This window comes from Nocardiopsis flavescens (assembly GCF_900141985.1).
GTDB classification, from domain to species: Bacteria; Actinomycetota; Actinomycetes; order Streptosporangiales; family Streptosporangiaceae; genus Nocardiopsis; species Nocardiopsis flavescens.
Map to the genome: position 1 here is coordinate 180515 of NZ_FQZK01000002.1, position 23533 is coordinate 204047.

General features: G+C 74.6%; 16 protein-coding genes. 10 read left to right on the forward strand and 6 right to left on the reverse strand.

Annotation, left to right across the window (positions count from 1 at the left end; translation table 11 throughout):
- The first annotated feature begins 166 nt into the window (after positions 1-166).
- On the forward strand, positions 167-427 hold the full coding sequence (locus BUE45_RS05165; protein WP_073375738.1) for a DUF6457 domain-containing protein: 261 nt from the start codon (positions 167-169) through the stop codon (positions 425-427).
- 247 nt (positions 428-674) lie between these two features.
- Complete coding sequence (locus tag BUE45_RS05170) at positions 675-2153, forward strand: alanine/glycine:cation symporter family protein (protein ID WP_073375740.1); 1479 nt, start codon at positions 675-677, stop codon at positions 2151-2153.
- Between the two features lie 79 nt (positions 2154-2232).
- On the opposite strand, the gene thiD is transcribed toward BUE45_RS05170, so the two are convergent.
- The 3 genes from thiD to BUE45_RS05185 form a co-directional block, all read right to left on the reverse strand.
- The gene (thiD, locus tag BUE45_RS05175) at positions 2233-3036 is read right to left on the reverse strand and encodes a bifunctional hydroxymethylpyrimidine kinase/phosphomethylpyrimidine kinase (RefSeq protein ID WP_073375742.1); all 804 of its coding nucleotides are present in this window, start codon (positions 3034-3036) and stop codon (positions 2233-2235) included.
- A 146-nt stretch (positions 3037-3182) separates the two neighbouring features.
- Positions 3183-3887 (reverse strand): DedA family protein, encoded by a 705-nt coding sequence (locus BUE45_RS05180; RefSeq protein WP_245832822.1) that lies wholly within the window; start codon positions 3885-3887, stop codon positions 3183-3185.
- A 419-nt stretch (positions 3888-4306) separates the two neighbouring features.
- Positions 4307-6019 (reverse strand): acyl-CoA synthetase, encoded by a 1713-nt coding sequence (locus BUE45_RS05185; protein WP_073375746.1) that lies wholly within the window; start codon positions 6017-6019, stop codon positions 4307-4309.
- Positions 6020-6414: 395 nt separating this feature from the next.
- On the opposite strand from BUE45_RS05185, the gene rocD reads away from it, so the two are divergent.
- Positions 6415-7710, forward strand: a complete 1296-nt coding sequence (rocD, locus tag BUE45_RS05190; protein WP_073375748.1) for an ornithine--oxo-acid transaminase — start codon at positions 6415-6417, stop codon at positions 7708-7710.
- 221 nt (positions 7711-7931) lie between these two features.
- On the opposite strand, the gene BUE45_RS05195 is transcribed toward rocD, so the two are convergent.
- The gene (locus BUE45_RS05195; protein ID WP_073376424.1) at positions 7932-9290 is read right to left on the reverse strand and encodes an SGNH/GDSL hydrolase family protein; all 1359 of its coding nucleotides are present in this window, start codon (positions 9288-9290) and stop codon (positions 7932-7934) included.
- A 114-nt stretch (positions 9291-9404) separates the two neighbouring features.
- On the reverse strand, positions 9405-9905 hold the full coding sequence (locus BUE45_RS05200) for a DUF3291 domain-containing protein (RefSeq protein ID WP_084736964.1): 501 nt from the start codon (positions 9903-9905) through the stop codon (positions 9405-9407).
- 77 nt (positions 9906-9982) lie between these two features.
- On the opposite strand from BUE45_RS05200, the gene BUE45_RS05205 reads away from it, so the two are divergent.
- Positions 9983-11452, forward strand: a complete 1470-nt coding sequence (locus BUE45_RS05205; protein WP_084736965.1) for an aminotransferase-like domain-containing protein — start codon at positions 9983-9985, stop codon at positions 11450-11452.
- 68 nt (positions 11453-11520) lie between these two features.
- On the opposite strand, the gene BUE45_RS05210 is transcribed toward BUE45_RS05205, so the two are convergent.
- Positions 11521-12135, reverse strand: coding sequence for a superoxide dismutase (locus BUE45_RS05210; RefSeq protein ID WP_073375756.1), 615 nt, complete (start codon positions 12133-12135; stop codon positions 11521-11523).
- 347 nt (positions 12136-12482) lie between these two features.
- On the opposite strand from BUE45_RS05210, the gene BUE45_RS05215 reads away from it, so the two are divergent.
- From BUE45_RS05215 to BUE45_RS05240, 6 genes are all read left to right on the forward strand, one after another.
- Positions 12483-14546, forward strand: coding sequence for an acyltransferase family protein (locus BUE45_RS05215; RefSeq protein WP_073375758.1), 2064 nt, complete (start codon positions 12483-12485; stop codon positions 14544-14546).
- A 209-nt stretch (positions 14547-14755) separates the two neighbouring features.
- Positions 14756-15790 carry a class I SAM-dependent methyltransferase gene (locus BUE45_RS05220; RefSeq protein WP_073375760.1) on the forward strand — a complete coding sequence of 345 codons (1035 nt, stop codon included), beginning with the start codon at positions 14756-14758 and terminating at the stop codon, positions 15788-15790.
- 50 nt (positions 15791-15840) lie between these two features.
- Entirely contained in the window at positions 15841-17841 is a 2001-nt protein-coding gene (locus BUE45_RS05225) for a glycosyltransferase family 2 protein (RefSeq protein WP_073375763.1), read from the forward strand.
- Positions 17838-19499, forward strand: a complete 1662-nt coding sequence (locus tag BUE45_RS05230) for a glycosyltransferase (RefSeq protein ID WP_073375765.1) — start codon at positions 17838-17840, stop codon at positions 19497-19499. The genes BUE45_RS05225 and BUE45_RS05230 overlap by 4 nt, the downstream gene beginning before the upstream one ends.
- A 352-nt stretch (positions 19500-19851) precedes the next feature.
- On the forward strand, positions 19852-21846 hold the full coding sequence (locus BUE45_RS05235) for a glycosyltransferase family A protein (RefSeq protein ID WP_073375767.1): 1995 nt from the start codon (positions 19852-19854) through the stop codon (positions 21844-21846).
- The gene (locus tag BUE45_RS05240; protein ID WP_073375769.1) at positions 21833-23518 is read left to right on the forward strand and encodes a glycosyltransferase family 2 protein; all 1686 of its coding nucleotides are present in this window, start codon (positions 21833-21835) and stop codon (positions 23516-23518) included. The genes BUE45_RS05235 and BUE45_RS05240 overlap by 14 nt, the downstream gene beginning before the upstream one ends.
- Positions 23519-23533 lie beyond the last annotated feature (15 nt).

A 23533-nucleotide genomic window follows, 5' to 3' on the forward strand; every position in this document is an offset into this window, starting at 1 on the left:
CCGGATGGGGCGCGGAGGGAACCGGACGCGTCGCGCGGGCGTGGGCTCACCGAGCGCACGGTGACGGGCCGCGGACGCCGCCCCCGTTCCGGGGTGTCCCGCAGGTGGCGCGGCGGTGGCTAAGATCGCATCACGTGATCGAACGATGGCTCTGAGGAGTGGAACGATGACTCTCGTGGAATGGGCCGAGGAGGTCCGCGAGGCGCTGGGGCTGCCCGACACCGAGGCCCTGGACCGGAAGGACGTCGACCTGATCCTCGACCTCGCCAAGGACGCCGCGCACTCCGTCGCCCGCCCCGCGGCGCCGCTCACCGCCTACCTGCTCGGCATCGCGGTGGGGCGCGGCGCGGACCCCGAGGAGACGGCGCGGATGCTCGCCGAACTCGCCCGCAGCCGGGCCACGGGCGGTGACGGGGACCCCGCCTGACCCCCGGCGGCCGGCCCGCGGGCGCCGCGACGGGGCGCATCCCCCGCGGCGCGGGCCGCCGCGCACGAGGCGAACGCGCAGGAGATATGTCGAAAAGGCGTGACGGTTTCGTGACGCGCCGCTGTAATTCTTTGCCGATACCGCGGAGCGCCCGTCGGCGCCGGTGCGAGCGCGCGGACACCGCAGACCCCGCGGCGGCGCCGGCCGCCTCCGCGCCCCCACCCACCCACCGATAGAGAGATGCCCCGTGGACCAGCTCCTGGAAATGGCAGGGGTACTGAACGGCGTCGTCTGGGGCCCGTTCGTACTCATCCCCCTGCTCCTGATCACCGGCGTCTACCTGACGGTCCGGTTGCAGCTCCTGCAGTTCACCAAGCTCGGCCACGCCCTGTGGCTCGCGTTCGTCCGCCGCAAGGAGACGGCCGAGGGCTCCGAGGGCGACATCTCGCACTACCAGGCGCTCAGCACCGCGCTGGCGGCCACGATCGGCGTCGGCAACATCGCCGGCGTCGGCCTGGCGATCGGCGTCGGCGGCCCCGGCGCGCTGTTCTGGATGTGGGTCACCGGCGTCTTCGGCATGGCCACCAAGTACAGCGAGGCCCTGCTCGGCGTGAAGTACCGGACCAGGGACGAGAAGGGCGAGCAGGCCGGCGGCCCGATGTTCTACCTGCGCCGCGGCCTGCCCGGCCGCCTGGGGATGTTCCTCGGCGGCGCCTTCGCGGTCTTCGGCGCCATCGCGGCCTTCGGTATCGGCAACGGCACGCAGGCCAACGCCGTCGCCGACTCCATCAACAACGTCACCGGCATCGACCAGTGGATCATCGGCGCCGTCCTGATGGTGCTCACGGCGGTCGTGCTCATCGGCGGCATCAAGGGCATCGGCCGGGTCGCCGCCGCCGTCGTCCCGGTCATGATCCTCGGGTTCATCATCATGAACCTGCTCGTGCTGGCCGCCAACCACGACCGGATCCTGCCGTCCTTCGGCCTGGTCTTCCAGAGCGCCTTCACCGGCACCTCCGCGATCGGCGGCTTCGCCGGCGCCGGCCTGATGTTCATGATCCGCCAGGGCGTCTCGCGCGGCATCTTCTCCAACGAGTCCGGCCTGGGCACCGGTGCCATCGCGGCCGCCGCCGCCAAGACCAACCAGCCGGTCCGCCAGGCGCTGGTGTCGATGACCCAGACGTTCATCGACACGATCATCATGCTGACGCTGACCGCGATGATGATCATCACCACGGGCGTCTGGTACTCCGACGAGGCCGCGGGCGCGGAGGGCAGCGCCAAGGGCGTCCTGCTCACCACCGGCGCCATGGAGACCGGTCTGGGGAGCATCAGCCCGCTGCTGGGCGCGTTCGCGCCGGTCTTCGTCGCGATCGCGGTGGCGGTCTTCGCCTACACCACCATCCTGGGCTGGTCCTACTACGGCGAACGCTGCGTGGTCTACCTGGCCGGGCGCAAGCTGGTGCTGCCGTACCGCGTCGTGTTCGTCCTGGTGGTGTTCGTGGGCGCCACCGCCAGCCTGGACGCCGTGTGGCTGTTCAGCGACATCGCCAACGGGCTGATGGCGCTGCCCAACCTCATCGGCCTGCTGCTGCTGTCGCCGGTCGTCGTCGCCGAGACGCGCAGGTTCTTCGCCCACCCCGACTGGCGCGACCCCGACGTCGTCATGGACGACCTCGACAGGGGGCCCGGCGTCGACGGAGTGGACGGCGTGGAGAGGAAGTAGGGCGCGCGGGCGGTTCCGCGAGCCGAGCGCACGAGGGGGGACCGGCCCGGGCCGGTCCCCCCTCCCGTGTCCGGGCCCCTCACCACCAGGCGTGGAAGTGGTGCACGGGGCCCTGGCCGCCGCCCGCGTCGATCTCGCCGGCGCGGCGCAGGGCCTCGGTCAGGTAGGCCTTGGCGTCGGCCACGGCGGCGGCCGTGTCCGGCCGCTGCGGCAGCAGCGCCGCGATGGACGAGGACAGGGTGCAGCCGGTGCCGTGGGTGTTGCGGGTGGGCACCCGCGGGGCGGAGAACTCGCGGTCGGGTCCCTCCCGGGACACCAGGACGTCCACGCTCTCCCCGCCCTCCAGGTGTCCGCCCTTGAGGAGCACCCGGCGCGGGCCCAGCTCCAGCAGGCGGTGCGCCTGGGCGCGCATCCCCTCCAGGTCCGTCGCCTCGGCCTCGTCCAGCAGGTCGGCGGCCTCGGGCAGGTTGGGGGTGAGCAGGTCCGCCCGGGGCAGCAGCTCGGTGCGCAGCGCCTTGACGGCGGAGGCCTCCAGCAGCCGGTCCCCGCTCTTGGCCACCATCACCGGGTCCACGACCACGCCGCGCAGCCCGTGCCGCCCGATCGCGTCGGCGACGGCCGCGGTGACCTCGGCGGTGCCGAGCATGCCGATCTTGACGGCGTGCACGGTCGCGTCGGAGAAGAGGGTGTCCATCTGGTGGACGACGAAGTCGGCGGGCACGGTGTGGACGCCGGTGACGCCGCGGGTGGACTGGGCGGTCAGGGCGGTGACCACGCTCATCCCGAACGTCCGGTGGGCGGAGAAGGCCTTGAGGTCGGCCTGGATGCCGGCGCCCCCGCTGGGGTCGCTGCCGGCGATGGACACGATGTTGTACGCGCTCATGGCGTTCCTTCGCTAGTGCTAACTAGGGCAGGTTCGACGGGTGTGCTCTCAGCCGGGGCGCGACCGGTCGGTCGCGCCCCGGCACCCCGCGCCGTGCGGACCCCGCGAGGGGCCCTTCGGTCGGTCCGGGACCGCGGTCCCGGCGGTCAGGCGGAGGGGGTGCTCTCGGCGCGCGCCTTGAGGATCTTGCGCACCCGGACCACCACGAACCACAGGAACAGCAGGGCGATGACCACCAGCACGATGTTGCTGATCAGGCCGCTCCACTGGACCAGGATCGGCTTGATGGCCGGGCCGAAGACGAAGCCCAGGCCGATCCAGATGGTGTTCCACACGGCCGAGCCGATGACGGTGTAGACGGAGAACTTCAGCAGCGGCATGCGCTCGATGCCCGCGGGCACGGAGATGAAGCTGCGGACCAGGGGCACGCACCGGCCCAGGAGGACGGCCATGCCGCCGAAGCGCTCGAAGAAGCGCTCGGCCTTGTAGAAGTCGTTGATCTCCAGCAGCGGGGTCTTCTCGACCAGCCACATGGTGCGCTCGCGGCCGAGCAGGGCGCCGATCGCGTAGAAGCCCCAGGCGCCGACGAGGCAGCCGATGGTGGCCCACATGATGGCGAGCCAGACGTTCATCTGGCCGTCGTAGGCGAGGAAGCCCGCACCGGGCAGGACGGCCTCACTGGGCATCGGGGGGAAGAAGGTCTCGATGAACAGGGCGACGCCCACGCCGGGCTCGCCCAGCGTCACCATGAGGTTCAGGACCCACCCGATGAACCCCTCGTACTCGTGGACGATCTCCTCCTCGACCGCTGTGTCCATGGCCAGGGCCATCGTCCAGAGATTCGCTGGCATCCGGGTTCCTCTTCATTCTCTGCGGGCGTGTCCGGGGAAAGGGACGCCGCCGGTTCGGGGGAGGGGCGCGGACCGCTCGTCGCGCGGCCCGGAGGCGCCCGGTCCGTCGCGGGGTCCTTCGACTGCTCGTACGGCCGCGGTGGGACGGGTCTCCCCGCACCGGGGGAGGTCCTCGACCGGGCTTCTTCTAAGGTACAAGCGGAAACGGTCGCCGTGCGCGGCGGCGGGGGAGGGGTGCGGATCACCCCACCCCGTGCCACGGGGGGTGCGGGGGGAGGGAAAGGGTGAGATGAACAGGCGTTTTATACGTCAATGTTCCTTTTTTCGGTTGCGCAGAGATCCCGCCCGTACAGGAACCGAAAAAGGAGGAGTCCCGCAGTGACGCACCGCGGGACTCCACAGGGCCGCCTCCGGCCGCCTCAGGCGCCGCTGCGGACCACCGAGGACGCCCACCGGTAGTCCTGCTTGCCGACCGCGGTGCGCCGCACCCGGTCCACGAAGTGCACGGTCCGGGGCACCTTGAACCCGGCCAGCCGCACCCGGCAGAACGCCAGCAGGCCGGGCTCGTCCGGTGCCTGCCCCGGGGCCAGGGAGACCAGCGCGGTGACCCGCTGGCCCAGCCGCTCGTCGGGGGCGGGCACCACGATGGCGTCCTCCACGGAGGGGTGCGCCTTCAGGGCCGCCTCGACCTCCTCGGGGTACACCTTCTCGCCCGCCGTGTTGATCACCACGCTGCCGCGCCCCAGCAGTACGACCGCGCCGTCCGAGGCGCGGGTGCCGAAGTCGCCCGACAGCGCCCAGCGCCGCCCCCGCGGGTCCGTGGGGAAGGTGCGCGCCGTGGCGATCGGGTCGTTGTAGTAGCCCAGCGGGATGCGCCCGGTCCGCGCGATCCGGCCGATCACCGGGGACCCCGGCGGCAGCGGGGCCAGCCGGTCGTCCAGGACGGAGATGCTGCCGCCCACGGTGAAGCTGCGCCCGTCCGGGGAGCCGGTCAGCGGCTCCGGCTCGCCCCCGGCGTCCCCGCCGGTCGCCGAGCCGCACACGCCCGTCTCCGAGCCCCCGTAGGCGTCGGCCAGGGTGATGTCCTCGCGCCAGGCCCGCCACAGCCCGCGCACCGGCGGGGTCAGCGGCGTACCGCCCGAGCGCACCGCCGACAGCTCCGGGCACAGGCCGGGCTCGGTGAGCAGGTGCCGGGCCAGCGGGCGGGCCATCGCGTCGCCCACCACCTGGATCGTGTGCACGCCCTCCCGGTGGGCCAGCGCGATCACCCGCTCCGCGCGAAGGCTCCGGTCGGTGGACAGGACCACCCGCTTGCCGCACAGCAGCATGCTCAGCGCGTTCCACTGCCCCGCGGCGTGCATCAGCGGCCCCAGGACCAGCATGCGCTGGGGGAAGCAGGCCAGGGCGCGCTCCGCCACGTCGCGGGGGGAGCGGGCGCGCGGGGTGCCGGGGGAGCGGCGCTCGACCGCCGCCCGGAAGATGTCGGCCTGGCGCCACAGCACGCCCTTGGGGTAGCCGGTGGTGCCGCCGGTGTAGAGCAGGTAGTGGTCCGCGCCCGAGGTGGCCGGCAGCGGCTCGCCCTCCGGGGCGCCGGCCAGGGCGTCCTCGTAGGCCGCGGCCCCGGGGAAGGCGGCGCGCACGGCCTCGCGCGCCCCCGGGTCCGCGCCGTCCTCCAGCAGCACCGCGTGGCGCAGCCGGGGCAGGTCGGGGCGGACGCGGGCCACGGTCGCGGCCAGGGACTCCTCGGCGATCAGCGCGACCGCGTGGGAGTCGGCCAGGACGTGGCGCAGCTCGCCCGCCACGTACCGGTAGTTGACGTTCACCGGGACCGCGCCCGCGCGCAGCACGCCCAGGAAGGACTCCACCCACTCGGCCCGGTTGAAGGACAGGATCGCCACGTGCTCGCCGCGGCGCACGCCCGACGCGGCCAGGTGCCGGGCCAGCCGGTCCGAGCGGGCGCGCAGCCCGGCGTAGGAGACCACGCGGCCCCCGGCGACCAGGGCGGTCCGCCCGGGCACCGCGTCGGCGACGGCGTCGAACAGCCGGGTCAGCGAGAACTCCGCCTCGGGGTCGGCCGCTGCGGGGGCCTGCGCGCTCTGCGGCGCGGCGGGGCCCCTGGTCGATGGGCGCACGGGCGGCCTCCCTCTGCGGCGGATGCGGTGCCCCGTCCACGGCCCCTGGCTCGCGGCGGAACACCGGCGCCGACCGGAAACGGTCGACGTGTCGGTGGCTTGTGTGCCGACCGTACCCGGCGGGGGCCCGGCCCACCGCCACCGGGGGTGTGGACCGCATCACCCCACCTCACGGGCCCGGTCACAGCGTTCGGACGGCCCTGTTCCGGGGGTGTTCCGGGGTGTGCGCGGAGCCCGGGTTTCGGGCCCGGCCGTCCACTTGTGACCGACCTCACCCCTTGTGGGCTCACCGGATCATCTGCTCAACTCGTGGAGACCCGCCGCCGGGGGCTCTACCGGGCGCCCCGGTGGGTATCTACTGTCTGACATCGGTCAATGGTGATCGGAGCGGTTGGATGAGCAACACCCAGAACCTGGGGCAGCAGGACGGCGCCGGAGACCTCGGCGCGACACTTCCGGAACAGGACGCACCCGCGCTCTCCAGCGCGGACCACATCGCCCTCGCGCAAGAGCACTCCGCGCACAACTACGCACCCCTGCCCGTCGTCATCGCCGAGGGCCGCGGGGCCTGGGTGACCGACGTGGAGGGCAAGCGCTACCTCGACTGCCTGGCCGGGTACTCGGCCATGAACTTCGGACACCACAACCCCGACCTGCTGGACGCGGCCCACCGCCAGCTCGACCGGGTGACACTCACCAGCCGCGCCTTCTACAACGACCGCTTCGGGCCCTGGGTGGACTCCCTGGCCCGGATGGTCGGCAAGGAGAAGGTCCTGCCGATGAACACCGGCGCGGAGGCGGTGGAGACCGGCATCAAGGTCGCCCGCAAGTGGGGCTACGAGGTCAAGGGCGTGCCCGAGAACCAGGCCACCATCGTCGTGGCCGGGGCCAACTTCCACGGGCGCACCACCACGATCATCTCGTTCTCCTCCGACCCCGAGGCCCGCACCGGCTTCGGCCCGTACACGCCGGGCTTCCGCTCGGTGCCCTACGGCGACGCCGCCGCCATCGAGGCGGCCATCGACGACACCACCGTCGCCGTCCTCATCGAGCCGGTCCAGGGCGAGGCGGGCGTCATCGTCCCGCCGCCGGACTACCTGCCGCGGGTGCGGGAGGTCTGCGACGCCAACCGGGTGCTGTTCATCGCCGACGAGGTCCAGTCGGGCCTGGGGCGCACCGGCACGATCCGCGCCTGCGAGCACACCGGCGTCGTCCCCGACGCCTACCTGTTCGGCAAGGCGCTGGGCGGCGGCATCCTGCCGGTGTCGGCGATGGTCGCGAACGAGGACGTGCTCGGCGTCATCCAGCCGGGCCAGCACGGCAGCACCTTCGGCGGCAACCCCCTCGCCGGGGCGGTGGGGTCCACGGTCGTCCGGATGCTGACGGAGGGCCCCTACCTGGAGAACGCCCGCAAGCTGGGCGACCTCTTCGGACGCCGCCTGGAGGAGTTCGTGGGCCGGGGGGTGGTCTCCGTGCGCAGCATCGGCCTCTGGGCCGGTGTGGACGTGGACCCGGAGCTGGCCTCGGGCAAGGAGATGTGCCGGCGGCTCGCCGAGAACGGCGTCCTGGTCAAGGACACCCACGGCTCGACGGTGCGCATGTCCCCGCCGCTGGTGATCGGCGAGGAGGACCTCAACTGGGGTCTGGACCGGTTCGCCGAGGTGCTGGAGGACCTGCGGGCCGGGCGCTGACCGCCCCGTGAACGCGCCGGGCCCGCCCCCGCTCCGGGGGCGGGCCCGGCCGCGCGCACGGCACGGGAAGGGATGCTCCCGTGGGGGCACGGTCGCCCGTCCGGTCGCGTGCGGTGGTTTCTCCGAACAGTCCTGCGCGTCCCTTCGAGGACGACCCGTCGCGGGTGCCGGCCGACGGGGCGGGCCCGGCCGCGCGTACGGCACGGGGCGGCGGGGACGGGTCAGCCGTCCGCCTCGTTGACGGGGTCCTCCTCCCGCGGGGACTCCGACGGCGCGTCCGAGGGCGGGTGCGCCGGGTCCAGCGGTCCGCCCAGCTCGGTGTGCAGCAGCGACTCGTCCACCCGCTCCAGGGTCTCCCGGGACACGTACAGCACCCTCTCGGGGCCTTCGAGGATCTGGAGCCGCACCCGCTCGGCGATCGACATCTGCCCCTGGGCGGTGGGGTGGAAGGTCGCCCGGTCCACCTTCAGGCCCTCGCCGAACCGGCCCAGCACGATCCCGTTCAGCCAGGCGTCCTCGGCGCTGACCTCGTGGCCGGTGAGCGCCGAGAAGGTGTTGACGTACTCCACGCTGCCCGTCTGCCGGGAGCCGTAGACGTCGCCGTCGGCCCGGTAGGCCACGTCCCGGATGCGCTCGTTGAACCGCTCGGCGACGCCGTTGAGCCACAGCTGGTTCTTGGTGGTCAGCGTGTAGTACATCCCCGGCGGCTCCTCCGGGAACAGCCGCGGGTAGCCCAGCACCAGGACGCGCGCGTCGGGGGCGCGGTCGCGGATCTCCGCGATGACGGTCGCCAGGGTCTCCTCGAAGTGCCTCATCCGCTTGTCGACGTCCTCCTCCTGCTCGGTGCAGACGCTGCTCTCCAGCAGGGGCATCCGCACGATGCAGGTGCGCAGGACCGGGATGAACCCCAGGTCGTTGCCGCCGATCCCCAGGGTCACCAGGGAGGTGTGCTCGGTGACCCGCTCGATCTGGGAGTCGGGGGTGCCCAGCTCGTCGACCATCTCCTTGCCCCGGTGGCTGCTGCACGCGTAGAAGGCGAGGGACCCGGCGAAGTCGAACTCGTCGTCGATGAGGTGGGCGTAGGCGTTGGCCGACCGCCAGCAGCCCCCGGCCGCCGCGGTCTCGGGCGCGTAGTCGCCCGCGCCGTCCCCGGAGGAGTAGGAGTCGCCCAGGGCGACGTAGTTGCCCCACAGGGCCGCCTCCTCCGGTCCCATCCGGGTCCGCCAGTCGGTCTCCTCGTCCTCGGTGATCGGGGGCAGGTCCTCGGCCGGGCACACGCCGCCGGTGAGCCCGCACCACAGGGAGCGCAGCGAGTCGCGCCCGGCGGGGACGGTGAGCGTGACGACGAGCGAGAGGATCAGCAGGAGGGAGACGCCGACGGCGATCCGGGTGCGCAGCCGGGAGCGGGGGGCCGGGGTGTCCGCCGACGCGCCGTCGCCGCCCGGCTCGCCGGTGCCGTCCTCCGGTTCCCCGGCGGCGTCCCGCGCGGTCCCGGCGGCGTCCTGTGTCCCGGGCTCCCGCCCGGGGGCCGGGTCCGGGGTCTCCTCGGGGGGTCCGGACACCTCGTCACCGCTGGGCACCGCCGCCACCGCCTCCCCTGTCGCCGACGGTCTGTCTCGACCTCGAAGACTACCCGGGGCGGCCGGTGCCGCCGACCCCGGCCGACCGCCGGACACCGGCTCCGACCGGGGCGGTCAGCGGGCCGCCGCGGGCCGCGCCCGGCCCGCGGCCGGGGTACGGCCCCGGCGGCCCGCCGGGGCCGGGCGGCGCTCCGGCCGCGGGGACGGCGCCGGGGCGGCCCGGCGCGCGGACGCCGCGGCCGGCACCGGGGACGCGAGGGTGAACGCCGCGGGCCCCGGGCCGCGGGTGCGCAGGTGCTCCTCGCGCCCGCGGACCTCCTCCGCCCCGGGCCCGCGCGCGGACCACCACAGGGTGCGCTCCACCCGGGGGAACGCGCCGGTGCGGTCGCGGTGCGCCACCAGGAGCGCGTGCGTGCGCTCCACGAAGGACCGCAGCGCCGCGGGATCCCGCCACAGGGAGACGATGCGGACCCCGTCCCCGGTCCTGGAGAAGTCCACTTCGCCGATGTGGCCCCCGGTGGACCGGGCCCGTGCGCGTACCGCCGCTACCAGCGGCTCCAGCCGGTCGCCGCGGATGACCCGGGATTCGGCCAGGAACAAGGATTGGTCTGCCATAATGACTCCTTTTAGGGGTCCATTTCTGTCAGTATGGACACGAAGAGAAGCGGAGCACAGGGCCAATGGAGGCGAGAATGGACTCTTCTCGGACGGTGGACGAACTCGTCGGACTCCTCGGGGCCTGGTCCTCCGGGGACGGCGCGCTCTACCGCAGGCTCGCCGACTCCCTGCACGCCCTCATCGACGAGGGCAGCCTCGCCCCCGGCGCGCGCCTGCCCTCCGAGCGCGTCCTGGCGACCGCGCTGCGGGTCAGCCGGACCACGGTCGTCTCCGCCTACGACCTCCTGCGCTCCGAGGGGGTCTTCGACAGCCGCCAGGGCAGCGGCACCCGGGTCAGCAGCACGGTGGCGCCGGTCCGCGCCGACGGCTGGGCGCCCAACGGCGCCGGCCAGTACATGTACCGCAACCTCATCCAGCAGGACGCCGACCTCGTCTCCCTGTCCTGCATGAGCACCCCGGCCCTGCCCGGGGTCGAGGAGGTCATCCGGCGGAGCCTGGACGACCTGGGCCCGCTGCTGGCCGAGGGCACCTACCACCCGCGCGGGCTCCCGGCGCTGCGCGAGGCCATCGCCGGCTTCCACACCGACCGGGGCCTGCCCACCACCGCCGACCAGATCGTCGTCACCACCGGCGCCCACCAGGCGATCTCCCTGGTGTCCCAGCTCTACCTGCGCAAGGGGTCGCCCGTGGTGGTGGAGGACCCCGGCTTCGCCGGATGCCTCGACCTCATGAGCGACCGCGGGGCGAGATTCGTGCCGGTGCCGCTCGACGACCAGGGCATCGACATCAACGGGGTGCGCCGGGCCGTCCAGGAGCACGCGCCGCACCTGCTCTACGTCATGCCCTCGTACCACAACCCGACCGGCACGATGATGTCCGTCGCGCGCCGCCGCGAGCTGGGGGAGCTGGCGGCCCGCACGGGCGTGCCGATCCTGGAGGACGCCGCCTACACCGGTGTCCGCCACCCGCAGGAGCCGCCGCCGCTGGCGGCGTACGCGCCCCGGGGAGCGGAGGTCATCAGCGTGGACTCGCTGTCCAAGGTGGCCTGGGCGGGGCTGCGCGTCGGATGGCTGCGCGCCCCGGTGGAGATGGCGGTGCGGCTCAGCCGCCGCAAGGTCCTGGCCGACCTGGCGGGGCCCCTGCTGGACCAGGTCGTCGCCGTGCGCCTGCTGGCCGACTACGACCGGCTCGCCCGGCAGCGGTCGGACCACCTGGAGGCCGCCCTGGACCACCTGGAGGAGCTGCTGCGCCGGGACCTGCCCGACTGGCGGTGGCGGCGCCCCGACGGCGGTGCGGCCCTGTGGATCGAGCTGCCCGGGGCGGGTTCGCGCGCCTACGCCCAGGTGGCGCTCTGCCACGGCCTCGAACTGGTGCCCGGGACGCTGATGTCGGCGTCCCCCACCGACGCGCACGACCGCTACTTCCGGCTGCCCGTCCCCGCCGACGCCGCCGGCCGCGAGGAGGTCGTCTGGCGGCTCTCGCGCGCCTGGCGCGAGCTGGACCGCCACGGCCCGGTCGACGCGCCGGTCCCGCTGGTGGTCTGACCCGCGACGCGCGGGGGCGGTGCCGTCCTGGCGACGGCACCGCCCCCGCGGTGTTCCCGGGCGGTCGGCTAGCCGATCCGCACCGTGCGCGCGGACTCGAAGCGCTCCTGGACGTCGGCCCAGTTGACCACGTTCCAGAACGCCTTGATGTAGTCGGCCTTCACGTTCTTGTACTGGAGGTAGAACGCGTGCTCCCACATGTCCAGCATGAGCAGCGGGACCGAGCTGAGCGCGGCGTTGCCCTGCTGGTCGTAGAGCTGCTCGATGATCAGGCGCTGGCCCAGGGCGTCCCAGGCCAGGAACGCCCACCCGGAGCCCTGGAGGCTCGCCGCGGCCGCGTTGAAGTGGGCGCGGAAGGCGTCGAAGGACCCGAACTGGTCGTCGATGGCGGCACCGAGCTCGCCCTCGGGCTTGTCGCCGCCCTCGGCGGACAGGTTCTTCCAGAAGACGCTGTGGTTGACGTGGCCGCCGAGGTGGAACGCGAGGTTCTTCTCCAGCATGGTCACGGAGCCGAAGTCGCCCTTGTCGCGGGCCTCGGCCAGCTGCTCCAGCGCGGAGTTGGCACCGGCGACGTAGGCGGCGTGGTGCTTGTCGTGGTGCAGCTCCATGATCTGACCGGAGATCCACGGCTCCAGGGCCGCGTAGTCGTAGGGCAGCTCGGGGAGCGTGTATGGCGCAGACATCTCTGACGCACCTTTCCGATGAGGCGGTTCGTCGTCACTTACCAGCGATGGGATCGCTAAGCAGCAAGCTATCAGCCGTTCGGCGACGCCCCCGGTGTCGGACCGGCGACACCCGGGGCGGGGAATAAACCGGCGGCGACCCTCCGTGACCGCGTACTTTCCGTGGGGAACCGTGTTCGTACGGTGGGAACGTGCCCGAAGGGGAGAACCCGCGCCGTTTCGGAGATTCGGCCGATGTCGCCGGGCGCAGGTCGCCGCGGGTTGGCGGCCGGTTCACCGCTCGTTCCCCGGCATGGGCGAGGATCCGACGCCACCCCTTCCTCCCGCACGACTCCCGAGGCACGTCCATGTCCGCTTCCGAACGCCACGCCACCGAGCGCGGGTCCGCCCCGCGCGGAGGTTTCCGCCCGGAGATCGAGGGGCTGCGCGCGGTCGCGGTGCTCCTGGTCGCCGTCTACCACATCTGGTTCGGCCGGGTCTCCGGCGGAGTGGACGTCTTCCTCTTCCTCACCGGGTTCCTCATCACCGGATCCCTGGTGCGCTCGGCCGAGCGCGAGGGCCGACTCGCCCCGTTCGCGTTCTGGGGCCGGCTGCTGCGGCGGCTGACCCCGGCCGCCGGCGTCGTCCTGGCGGCGGTGCCGGCCATGGCGTACCTGTGGCTGCCGCCGTCGCGCTGGCCCGGAGTCATCGCCGAGGTGTACGCGTCCGCGCTGTACTACGAGAACTGGGCGCTGGCGGCGGCGGCCGTCGACTACCTCGCCCGCGAGGAGGCGCCCAGCCCGGTGCAGCACTTCTGGTCCCTGTCCATCCAGGGCCAGTTCTACCTGCTGTGGCCCCTGCTGCTGGGCGCGGTGCTGCTGGTCGCGGGACGGGAGCGGATGCGGCGGGCCTCGCTGGCCGCGGTCGGCGCGGTGCTGGCCCTGTCCCTGGCGTACTCGGTGTGGATCACCGCCGCCGACCAGCCCTGGGCCTACTTCGACACCGGCGCCCGCCTGTGGGAGCTCGCCCTGGGCGGGGTGCTGGCCCTGGTCGTCCACCGGCTCAGCCCGCCCACGGCGGCGCGGTTCCTCCTGGGCTGGGGCGGCCTGGCCGCCCTGGTCCTGTGCGGGGTGCTGTTCCCGGTGTCGACGCTGTTCCCCGGCTACGCGGCCCTGTGGCCCACCCTCGCCGCGGCCGCCGTCGTCGTGGCCGGCGGCGGGGGAGGCCGGTTCGGCGTCCACCGGGTGCTCACCCTGCGCCCGCTCATGGCGCTGGGCGGCCTGTCCTACACGCTCTACCTCTGGCACTGGCCCGTCCTGGTGGTGTACCTGGAGCTCACCGGGCGGACCCTGGCCTCTCCGCTGGGCGGCGCGGCCGTGCTGGCCCTCTCCCTGGGGCTGGCCTGGACCACCGCCCGGGTCGTCGAGGGCGGTGCCGAGCGCCTGGGCCGGCGGGTGCCCCGCCCCTGGCTGCCGGCCTGGTCGGCGGCGACCGCGGTCCTGCTGCTGGCCCCCGCCCTGGTGATCGGCTCCCAGTGGTCGGACCGGCTGGTCCGGGAGCAGCGGGAGCGGGCCGAGCGCGTCGTCGAGCCCGTCGACTACCCGGGGGCCGCCCTGGTGGCCCGCCCCGAGCTGGCCGCGGTCCTGCCCGACCTGCCGGTCGTCCCCGACCCCCTCGACGCCCGCGACGACCTGTCCGGGCACCACCTCCGGGGCTGCCACGTCCCCCTGTCCGCGACCGAGCCCGTCCTGTGCCGGACCGGTCCCGAGGACGCCGGGTACACCGTCGCCATGGTCGGGGCCTCGCGCACCGCCCACTGGTACCCGGCTCTGGAACAGGTCGCCCTGCGGCACGGGTGGCGCCTGGTGTCGTTCACCAAGAGCGGGTGCCAGTTCAGCGCGGAGGTCCCCTACACACAGGGCCGGGTCTTCACCGAGTGCCAGGAGTGGGACGCCCGGGCCATGGAGGAGCTGGAGCGGCTGCGCCCCGACGCCGTGTTCACCTCCTCCACCCGCGCCAGCGCCGAGGGGGAGGCCGTCCCGCCGGGGTTCGTGGAGCGCTGGCGGGAGCTGGACGCCCTGGGCATCGACGTCATCGGGATGCGCGACCTGCCCCGGCACTCCTACGCCGGTGCCGAGTGCGTGGCGGCCGGGCGGGCCGGGGACTGCACCGACCCGATCGGCTACTCCCTCGCCGAGCGCGATCCCGCCGCCGCGCTCGCCGGGGACGGACGACTGCCCGCCAACGTGTCCACGGTGGACCTGACCGGGCACGTGTGCCCCGGTGACAGGTGCGACGCGGTCATCGGCAACGTGCTCGTGTACTGGGACCACTCCCACATGACCGCCACCTACGCCCTGACGCTCGTCCCGGCGGTGGAGGAGGCCCTGCTGGAGGCCACCGGCAGGGGCACCGCGACAGAGAACTCTTGAGGGCGACACGGCCCGTCGGCGGTGATCTTCCGGTGAACAACGGGAGAATTGCTCTGCACGCGGGTTTCGACGATCCGCGCGAGGTGGTCTCTTGGTCGCGAGGGGCGTTCGCGTCGCCGACGCCCCACCCCTTCCGTCCGGTCGGGCGCGCCCGGGGATTCCACCCTTCGTCCCTCGCCAGCCCACCATCCCCCCTGGAGATGCCCGCCATGCGTTCGCTGCGCCGCCTGCTGCGCCCCCTCCTGGCCGCCGCCCTCGTGGCCGGGGTCCTCGCCTCCGTCGCACTCGCCGTCGCGGCGGGCCTGGGCCTGGTCACCTGGGTGGAGGCGGGCACCCTGGTCGCCCTGGCCCTGCTCGCCGCACTGGCCTGCGGACTCGGCCTGGGCCTGGTCCTGGTGCGCCGCTCCGTGCGCGCCCTGGAGGAGTCGGTGCGCGAGCACGCCCGCACCGTCTCCCAGGCCCTGGGGGAGGACCGGCTGGAGACGCGCCGCTCCCTCAAGGACCTGCGCGAGCGCGTCTCGCGCATCTCCGACCAGGCGCTGCCCAAGGCCTCCCGCGAGCTGCGGCGCGCCGTCGAGGTCCAGGGCCGCGCCGACTACGAGCAGCAGGTCGCGTGGGCCGAGCTGCGCGACCACCTCGACACCGCCGCGTTCATGCCGCCGCTGCGCGGCTGGGCCGCCTCGCCCGACGTGCTGCGCGTCCTGGTCCGCCACATCGAGCGGCTGCGTCCGGAGACCGTCGTGGAGTGCGGGAGCGGGGCCTCCAGCGTCTGGCTGGGCTACGCGCTGCGCCGGGCCGGCCGCGGCCGTCTCGTGGCCCTGGAGCACGACGCCCGCTACGCCGAGCTGAGCCGCGCCCTGGTCGCCTCGCACGGGCTCGACGACATCGTCGAGGTCCGCCACGCCCCCTTCACCCCGATCGGGACGGACACCGTCTCCGTCGACGGCGAGGAGCGCACCACCGCCGACCGCTGGTACGACCGCGCCGCCCTGGCCGGCCTGGCCGGGGTGGGCCTGGTGTTCGTCGACGGCCCGCCGCAGGCCACCGGGCTCCAGGTCCGCCACCCGGCGCTGCCGCTGCTGCTGCCGCACTGCACCGAGGACGCCGTGTTCGTCCTGGACGACGCCGACCGCCCGGAGGAGCGCGCCGTCGGCGACCGCTGGCTGGCCGCCCACCCGGAGTTCCACCGCACCGAGGAGCAGGCGGAGAAGGGGGCGCACGTGTTCGGCCGCAAGGGGATCTGACCCTCCCCGCACCGCTCGCACCACCGCACCGACACACCCACGAGGTCTGGATGATCACCACCGCCCTGCGGGACGCCCTGCGCGCCCGCGGCACCGAGACCGCCCTGCTGTGCCACACGGGCGCCGGGGCCCGCGCCCACCTGGACGGACTCCCGCTCGCCCCGTCGGACGCGGTGGTGGACCTGGACGCCCGCGTCCTGGGCGAGCCCCTGGAGCTGCGCGACCTGTGGGAGCGCGACAGCGGGCCGGAGGCGGGTCTGGTGGCGGTCGTCGCCGCCACCCCCGCCGACCTGCACCGCTGCCTGGCCGCCGCGGCGGACCTGCCGCGCGCCGTCCAGGTGGTGGTGGCGGTCGTGGACACCCCCGGCCACCAGGAGCCGCCGCTGCCCTCGGCCCCCGCCATGGGCCAGTGGCGCGAACTCCAGGAGATGCGGGTGCGCCGGGCGGGCCGCGGCGGCTGGCTCTGCGAGCTGTTCTTCCCCAACGGCGTCGAGACCCCGCAGGTCCTGGACGCGGTGTGGTTCGGGACCCGCGGACGGCGGCGGGGGCCCGCGCTGGCGCCCCTGGCCGCGCTCTCGGGGCCCGAGGCCGCGCTGTGGCGTCCCGGCGACACCGGCGCCCGCGGGATCGGGGCGGCCGGGCCCGTGCCGCTGCGCCGGGTCACCCCGGTGGGGGACATGGCGCTGCGGGTGGGGGAGGGCACCCCGCCGGAGTGGACCGACGAGGCGGTCCCGGCGCTGGACCGGCGCACCACCGGCGTCGACGCCTGGGAGCGGATCGCCGCCCCCGGCGGCGCGGAGGTGCGGGAGAACGCCGGCCCGTCGGACATCGCGCCCGTCGACGAGCTGACCGTCAACCCCGTCGGGTTCTCCAAGGACGCGAGCGGCCCCATGGGCGACCTCACCGTCCACGGCGACCGCGCCGTCGTGCGCCAGGGGAAGAAGGACCTGGCCGTGATCGCCCCGGACGGCTCGGTCACCGACGTGGACCTGTCCCGGATGCGCCACCTGCGCTGCGTCCGCGTGGACTGGTCCGGGCACACCGGCCCCACCGCGGCCGTCCGCGCGGTCGCCTCGCTGGCGGCCGGAGGGGTCCCCCTGGTCGGCGGCCCGCTCCCCGCCTGGGCGACCGGGCTCGGCGCGCCGCTGGCCGACCTCATCACCGCCGCCGACGCGGAAGGGCTGGCCGACCCGCTGCGGCGCGAGGAGTACAGCGTCCGCCTGCGCCGCACCGCCCTGCGCCTGCACGGCTCGCGCTCGCGCTGGCGCGAGCTGGGCGCCCTGGCCGGGGTGCCGGTGCCCCCCGCCCCCACGGTGTCGGTCATCCTGTGCACCCGCCGCCCCGACATGGTCGGCTTCGCGCTCGCCCAGATCGCCCGCCAGCGCGGGGTCGACGTGGAACTCGTCCTCACCCTGCACGGCTTCCCCGCCTCGCTGCCGGAGGTGGACGCGGCCATCGCCGAGTACCGGGCGACCGGGCGGCCGCTGGTCCTGCGCGAGGCGCCCGCCGACCGCATCTTCGGCTCGGTGCTCAACGACGCCGTCGCCAGCACGTCCGGGGACCTCGTCTCCAAGTGGGACGACGACGACTGGTACGGCCCCGACCACCTCGCCGACCTCGTCCAGGCCCGCACCTACTCCGGTGCGGAGCTGCTCGGCGTCGGCCAGGACTTCGTCTACCTCCAGGAGGTCGACCTGACCCTCTGGCGGGAGGGCAGGTCCGAGTCCTCCAGCCGGTTCATCGCCGGGGGCACCATCCTCACCGACCGGGCGGTGCTGGAGGAGACCGGCGGCTTCCGGCCGGTGCCCCGCTCCATCGACACCCAGCTCCTCATCGCCGTCATGCGCGGCGGCGGCCGCATCTACCGGGGCCACGGACTGGGCTATGTGCTGCGCCGCACCGGCGGCGGCCACACCTGGTCCGAGGACATGGCCTTCTTCCTGCGCAATCGCATCCAACAGTGGTTCGGCTGGCGTCCGAGCGCCCTCCTGGAGGGAGAGCCCGCGCCCTTCGGCCGGCCCGTCACCGAGTACACGGGGGAACTCCGTTGACCACTCTGGAAACCGGCCGGGAGCCGGTCGCCGAACCTGTTCCGGCAACCCTGCCGCGGGGGGAGGCGGACTTCTCCGGCCAGCCGCGCCTGGTGCGCAACGACTTCGCGCCGCTCACCCCGGCGCCCCTGGGCGCGTGGGAGCCGACCCTGTCGGTCAGCGTCGTCATCCCCTCGCACGGCCACCCCGAGAAGCTGGCGTTCGTGCTGGCCGCCCTGGCGGGCCAGAGCTACCCGGCGCACCTCATGGAGGTGGTCGTGGTGGACGACGGCTCTCCGGAGCCGCTCGCGCTGGGCCCGGTGCGGCCGGAGAACACCCGGCTGATCCCCTCCGCCCCCGGCGGCTGGGGGTCGGCCCACGCCTTCCACACCGGTGTGGCGGCCTCCTCCGGGCAGGTCGTGCTGCGCCTGGACGCCGACATGCTCGTCTACCGCGAGCACGTCGAGTCCCAGATGCGCTGGCACCACCTCGTGGACTACGGGGTGGCCCTGGGGCACAAGCTGTTCGTGGACTTCGACCCCGACGCCATGACCCCCGGGCACGTCCGCGACGAGGTCGCGGCCGGCCGGGCGGAGCTGCTGTTCGACCGCGCGGGCGCGGACAAGCACTGGGTCGAGAAGATCATCGACGGCAGCACCGGGCTGCGCACCGCCGCCCACCAGGCGTACCGGGTGTTCACCGGGGCGACCGGCTCGCTGCACCGGGGCCTGTACGAGGCGGCGGGCGGCATGGACGCCGCCATGGTGCTGGGCGGCGACACCGAGTTCGCCTACCGGGTGTCGCAGCAGGGCGCCGTGTTCATCCCCGACCTGGAGACCAGCAGCTGGCACCTGGGCCGCTCCCAGATGCAGACGCGCCGCGACGCGGGCATGCGCTACCGCACCCCGTACGTGTCCAACCGGGTCCCCGACTTCCGGCTGCGCCGCAAGAGCCCGGACCGCTCGTGGGAGGTCCCCTACGTCGACGCCGTGATCGACGCCGCCGGGCGCACCCTGGAGGAGGTCGAGGTCACCGCCTCCGCCCTGCTCCAGGGCAGCACGCCCGACCTGCGCCTGTGGCTGGTGGGCCCGTGGGGCGAGCTGTCCGGGGGGCGCCGGTCGCCGCTCGACGAGGAGCTGCTGGACCTGCGGCTGATCGGGGAGTCCTTCCGCGGCGACCCGCGGGTGCGCCTGGTCGAGGCGCCCCCCGAGCCGGACCCGCGGGTGACCTTCGTGCTCCACGCCCCGGCGGGGACGAAGCTGACGCCGACGGCGGTGGCGGACATGGCGGAGGCGGCGAACAAGGAGCGGGCGGGCCTGCTGTGCGCTCCGCCGCCGGGTGCCTCGCGTGCCGCGGACGGCGTGCTGCGCCTGGAGCGCCGTGCGGCGTTCGCCCGGGTCGGCCGCCTGTCGCCGGGGGCGGCGGGTGCCGAGGCGGACCGCGCGGTGGAGGAGCTGTACGGGGCGCACTGGGTGACGGGGGAGGTTTTCACGGTCCCCGAGCCCGAGGAGGGTGCCCCGGTGCGCAGGAACGAGAGCTCGGAGTCGCTGCGCCGCAAGCTGGACCAGGCGCTCGCCGAGGTGGAGAAGCAGCGGGCCCGGGCGCGCCGCGCCGAGCGCAAGCTGCGCTGGTTCACGCCGGGGGTGGGCCGCCGGGTCCTGCGCAAGATCGTGCGCTGAGCCGTAGGCGGTACCGGGAGGGCGGCCTTCGGGGCGGCCCTCCCTGACGGACGCGCCGTACCCCGGGCCGGTCTTTCGGAACGGTCCCTTCGGTCGACCCGGGCCGGCCTCCGCGCCGTGCCGCCGGGGCTTGCGCCGGATGCGCGGTGCGGGTGCGCGTCTGCGGCCGGGGTGGGCCGTACCCCCGGAGACGCCTTTCCGGGCGGTCCTTTTCGGCGTTTCGGGTAAGCCCTGAGCAGTGGATATGACAACACGCGCACGGTAAAGCACTAAAAGTGATGATCGTGTCTATCATGGGGCCTCGTGGTCGGTAAGCGCCCACCCGTGTCGCCGAGACGATCGAGGTCGCCCGATGATCACCTCCGCCGTCCGCCAGGCTCTGCGCACCCGAGGCGAGGAGCCGGCCGTACTCTGCCTCACCGGGGACCTGGGCCCCGACCGGGCCGAACTCGCCGCCCTGCGCCTGCGCGCCGCCGATCTGCGGATCGACCTCGACGCGCACGGGATGGGCCGCCCCGTCGAGGTCCCGGGCGTGGGCGGGGAGGACGAACCCGCCGCGACCGGGCTCACCGTCGTCGTGGCGGGCGGGCTCACCGACCTGCGCCGGGCCGTCACCGTCTCCACCCAGCTGCCGCCCACCGCCCACCTGCTCGTCGTGGTCCGGCACGTCCCGGCCCACCTGGGGCCGCTGGTGCCCGCGCCGCCCACCATCGACGAGTGGAACGACCTGCACGAGATGCGGGTCCGCCGCTTCGAGAACCGCGGCTGGGCCTGCGAGCTGTGCTTCCCCGGCGGGGTCTCCGTCGCCGAGGCGCTGTCCGCCGTCGTCCACGGCTCGCGCGGCCGCAGGCGCGGTCCCGGCATCGGGATCCTGGGCGGGCTGCACGGCACCGACGCCGCCCTGTGGCGCCCCGGCGACGTGGCGGCCCGGGGCGTGGGCGCCTCGGGGCCGGTGGCGATCGACCGGGTCACCCCCGTCTCCGACGTGGTCCTGCGCCTGGACGACGGGGAGGGCCTGCCGTTCTGGGAGGACGTGGAGGTCCCCGTCGTGGACCGCCCCGCCCCCGTGGCCGCCGTTCCCGGGGCCCGCGTGTACGCGGGCGACCCGGTCGCCCGCGTCGCGCCCGTCGACGACCGGTTCGTCAACCCGAGCGGGTTCACCAAGAAGACCAAGGGCCCGCTGGGCAGGTTCGCCGAGGCCGACGGCCGCCTGGGGGTGCACGACGACACGGGCGTCCTGGTGCGCCCGGCCCTGGACGGCACCGTCACCGAGAACGACCTCGAACGCCTGCGCCACCTGCGCGGCGTCCGGGTGGAGTGGCCCGACCGCGGCGACGCCTCCGCGGTGCGCGCCCTCGCCTCGCTGGCGGCCGGAGGGGTCCCGCTCGTCGGCGGCCCCGCCCCCGCCTGGGCGGCCGGGCTCGGTGCCGACCTGATCGACCTCATCCCCTCCGTCGGGGAGGAGGTCCTCACCGACGCGATGCGCCGCGAGGAGCACAGCATCCGGCTGCGCCGCGCCGCCCTGCGCACCCACGGCGTGCGCACCCGGTGGCGGTCCCTGGCGGCCGAGGCCGGGCTGCCCCTCCCGCCGGAGACCCGGGTGTCGGTGGTGCTGTGCACCCGCCGCCCCGAACTCGTGGGGTTCGCCCTGGCCCAGATCGCCCGCCAGCGCCACGTCCGCTTCGAGGCGGTGCTGGCCCTGCACGGCTTCCCCGCCTCCCTGGTGACCGCCGAGATCGCCCGGTTCCGGGCCTGCGGGATCCCGCTGGTCGTCCACGAGGCGGACCGGGACCTGGTGTTCGGCGCCGTCATGAACGAGGCCGTCGACCGCGCCTCGGGGACCGTCATCGCCAAGTGGGACGACGACGACTGGTACGGCCCCGAGCACCTGGCGGACCTCATGCTGGCCCGCTCCTACTCGGGCGCGGACGTGGTCGGCATCAGCCAGAACTTCACCTACCTGGAGGAGCTGGACCTCACCGTGTGGCGCGGGTACCGGTCCGAGGTGCCCAGCCCCGCGATCGTCGGCAGCACCATCCTCGCCGACCGGGTCGTCCTGGAGGACGTCGGCGGGTTCCGCCCCCGGCCCCGCGCCATCGACAGCCAGTTCCTGCTCGCCGTGAACCGCGCCGGGTGCCGGGTCTACCGCACCCACGGGTTCGGCTACCTGCTGCGCCGGGCGGGCGGCGGCCACACCTGGAACGTCGACCTGGGCTACTTCCTGCGCAACCACACCGAACAGTGGATCGGCTGGCGCCCCAGCGCCCTGCTGGAGGGGGCGCCCGCCCCGTTCGGCGACGACCGCCACACCGAGCAGCACACGGGGGGACACGTTGAGCACTTCTGAGAGCATCCCGCGCCGGCCCGGACCGCGGCCGGTGGTGGACTTCGCGGACCAGCCGCGGGTGCGCCGCAACGAGTACGGGCTCCTCGACCCGCCCGCCCCGGGGGAGTGGGAGCCGAGCCTGTCGGTGTCGGTGGTGGTGCCCGCGCACGGGCAGCCGGAGAAGCTGGCCCTGGTGCTGGCGTCGCTGGCCGGGCAGAGCTACCCCGCCCACCTCATGGAGGTGGTCGTGGTGGACGACGGCTCCCCCGAGCCGCTCGCGCTGGGCCCGGTGCGGCCGGAGAACACCCGGCTGATCACCGCGGCCGCCGGGGCGTGGGGGTCCGGCCACGCCGTCAACACCGGTGTGGCGGCCTCCTCCGGGCAGGTGGTGCTGCGCCTGGACGCCGACATGCTGGTGTACCGCGAGCACGTCGAGGCGCAGATGCGCTGGCACCACCTGGTCGACTACGCCGTGGTCCTGGGCCACAAGCTGTTCGTGGACTTCGACCCCTCCGCGCTCGGCGCGGGCCTCGCCCCGGAGCGGGTCGCGGAGGAGGTGGCCGCCGGCCGGGCCGGGGGCCTGTTCGACCGGGAGGGCGCGGACCCCCACTGGATCGAGGAGGTCGTCGACCGCACCGAGGGTCTGCGCACCGCCGGGTTCGGGGCCTTCAAGGTGTACGTCGGCGCCACCGGATCGCTGTCCCGCGGCCTGTTCGAGGAGGCCGGGGGCATGGACCCCGACCTGGTGCTGGGCGGCGACAGCGAGTTCGGCCACCGGCTGGCCGAGCGGGGGGCGCTCTTCGTCCCCGACCGCGCGTCCGACTCCTGGCACCTGGGCCGGTCCCAGATGCAGGACAGCCGCAGCGCGGGCATGCGCTTCCGGGCGCCCTACGTGGCCAACCGGGTGCCCGACTTCCACCTGCGGTCCAAGGGTCCCGCCCGGGTCTGGGAGGTGCCCCGGGCGGAGGTGGTGCTGGACGTGTCCGGCCGCACCCTGGAGGAGGTCGACGCCACGGTCGCCCCGCTGCTGTCCGGGACCGCACCCGACGTGCGCGTGTGGCTGGCGGGCCCGTGGGAGGAGCTGTCCGAGGGGCGCCGTTCACCGCTGGCCGAGGAGCTGCTGGACCTGCGGCTGGTCCGCGAGACCTACCGGGGGGACCTGCGGGTGCGGTGCGTGGAGGAGGTGCCCGAGCCCGACGGCCGGGTGCCCTTCCGGCTCCACCTGCCGGTCGGGGTGCGCCCGCTGCCGGGCGCGGTCGCCGACCTGGTGCGGCTGGCCGACCGCAAGTCCGCCGGGCTGGTGTGCGCTCCGGTCCCCGGGGCGCTGCGGGCCGGGGACGGGGTGCTGCGCCTGGAGCGCGCCGCCGCGTTCGCCCGCGCCCGGCACCTGTCCCCGAAGGCCCGGGGTGCTGACCTGGACCGGGTGGTGGAGGAGACGGGCGGCCTGCACTGGACGACCGCGAACCGGTTCACGGAGGTCCCCGAGGGGGCCGGGGGCACCTGGGGCACGGAGCGGCGGGAGCCGGCGGCGGAGGACGTCCACGAGCAGACGCCGGTGGAGCTGCGCGCGGAACTGCGCAGGGCCCGGCGGGAGATCGACCGGCTGCGCCGCCGGGCGGAGCGCACCGAGCGCAAGCTGCGCTGGTTCACGCCGGGGCTGGGCCGCCGCCTGCTGCGCCGCATCGCGCGCTGAGGCCGGCGGGGACGC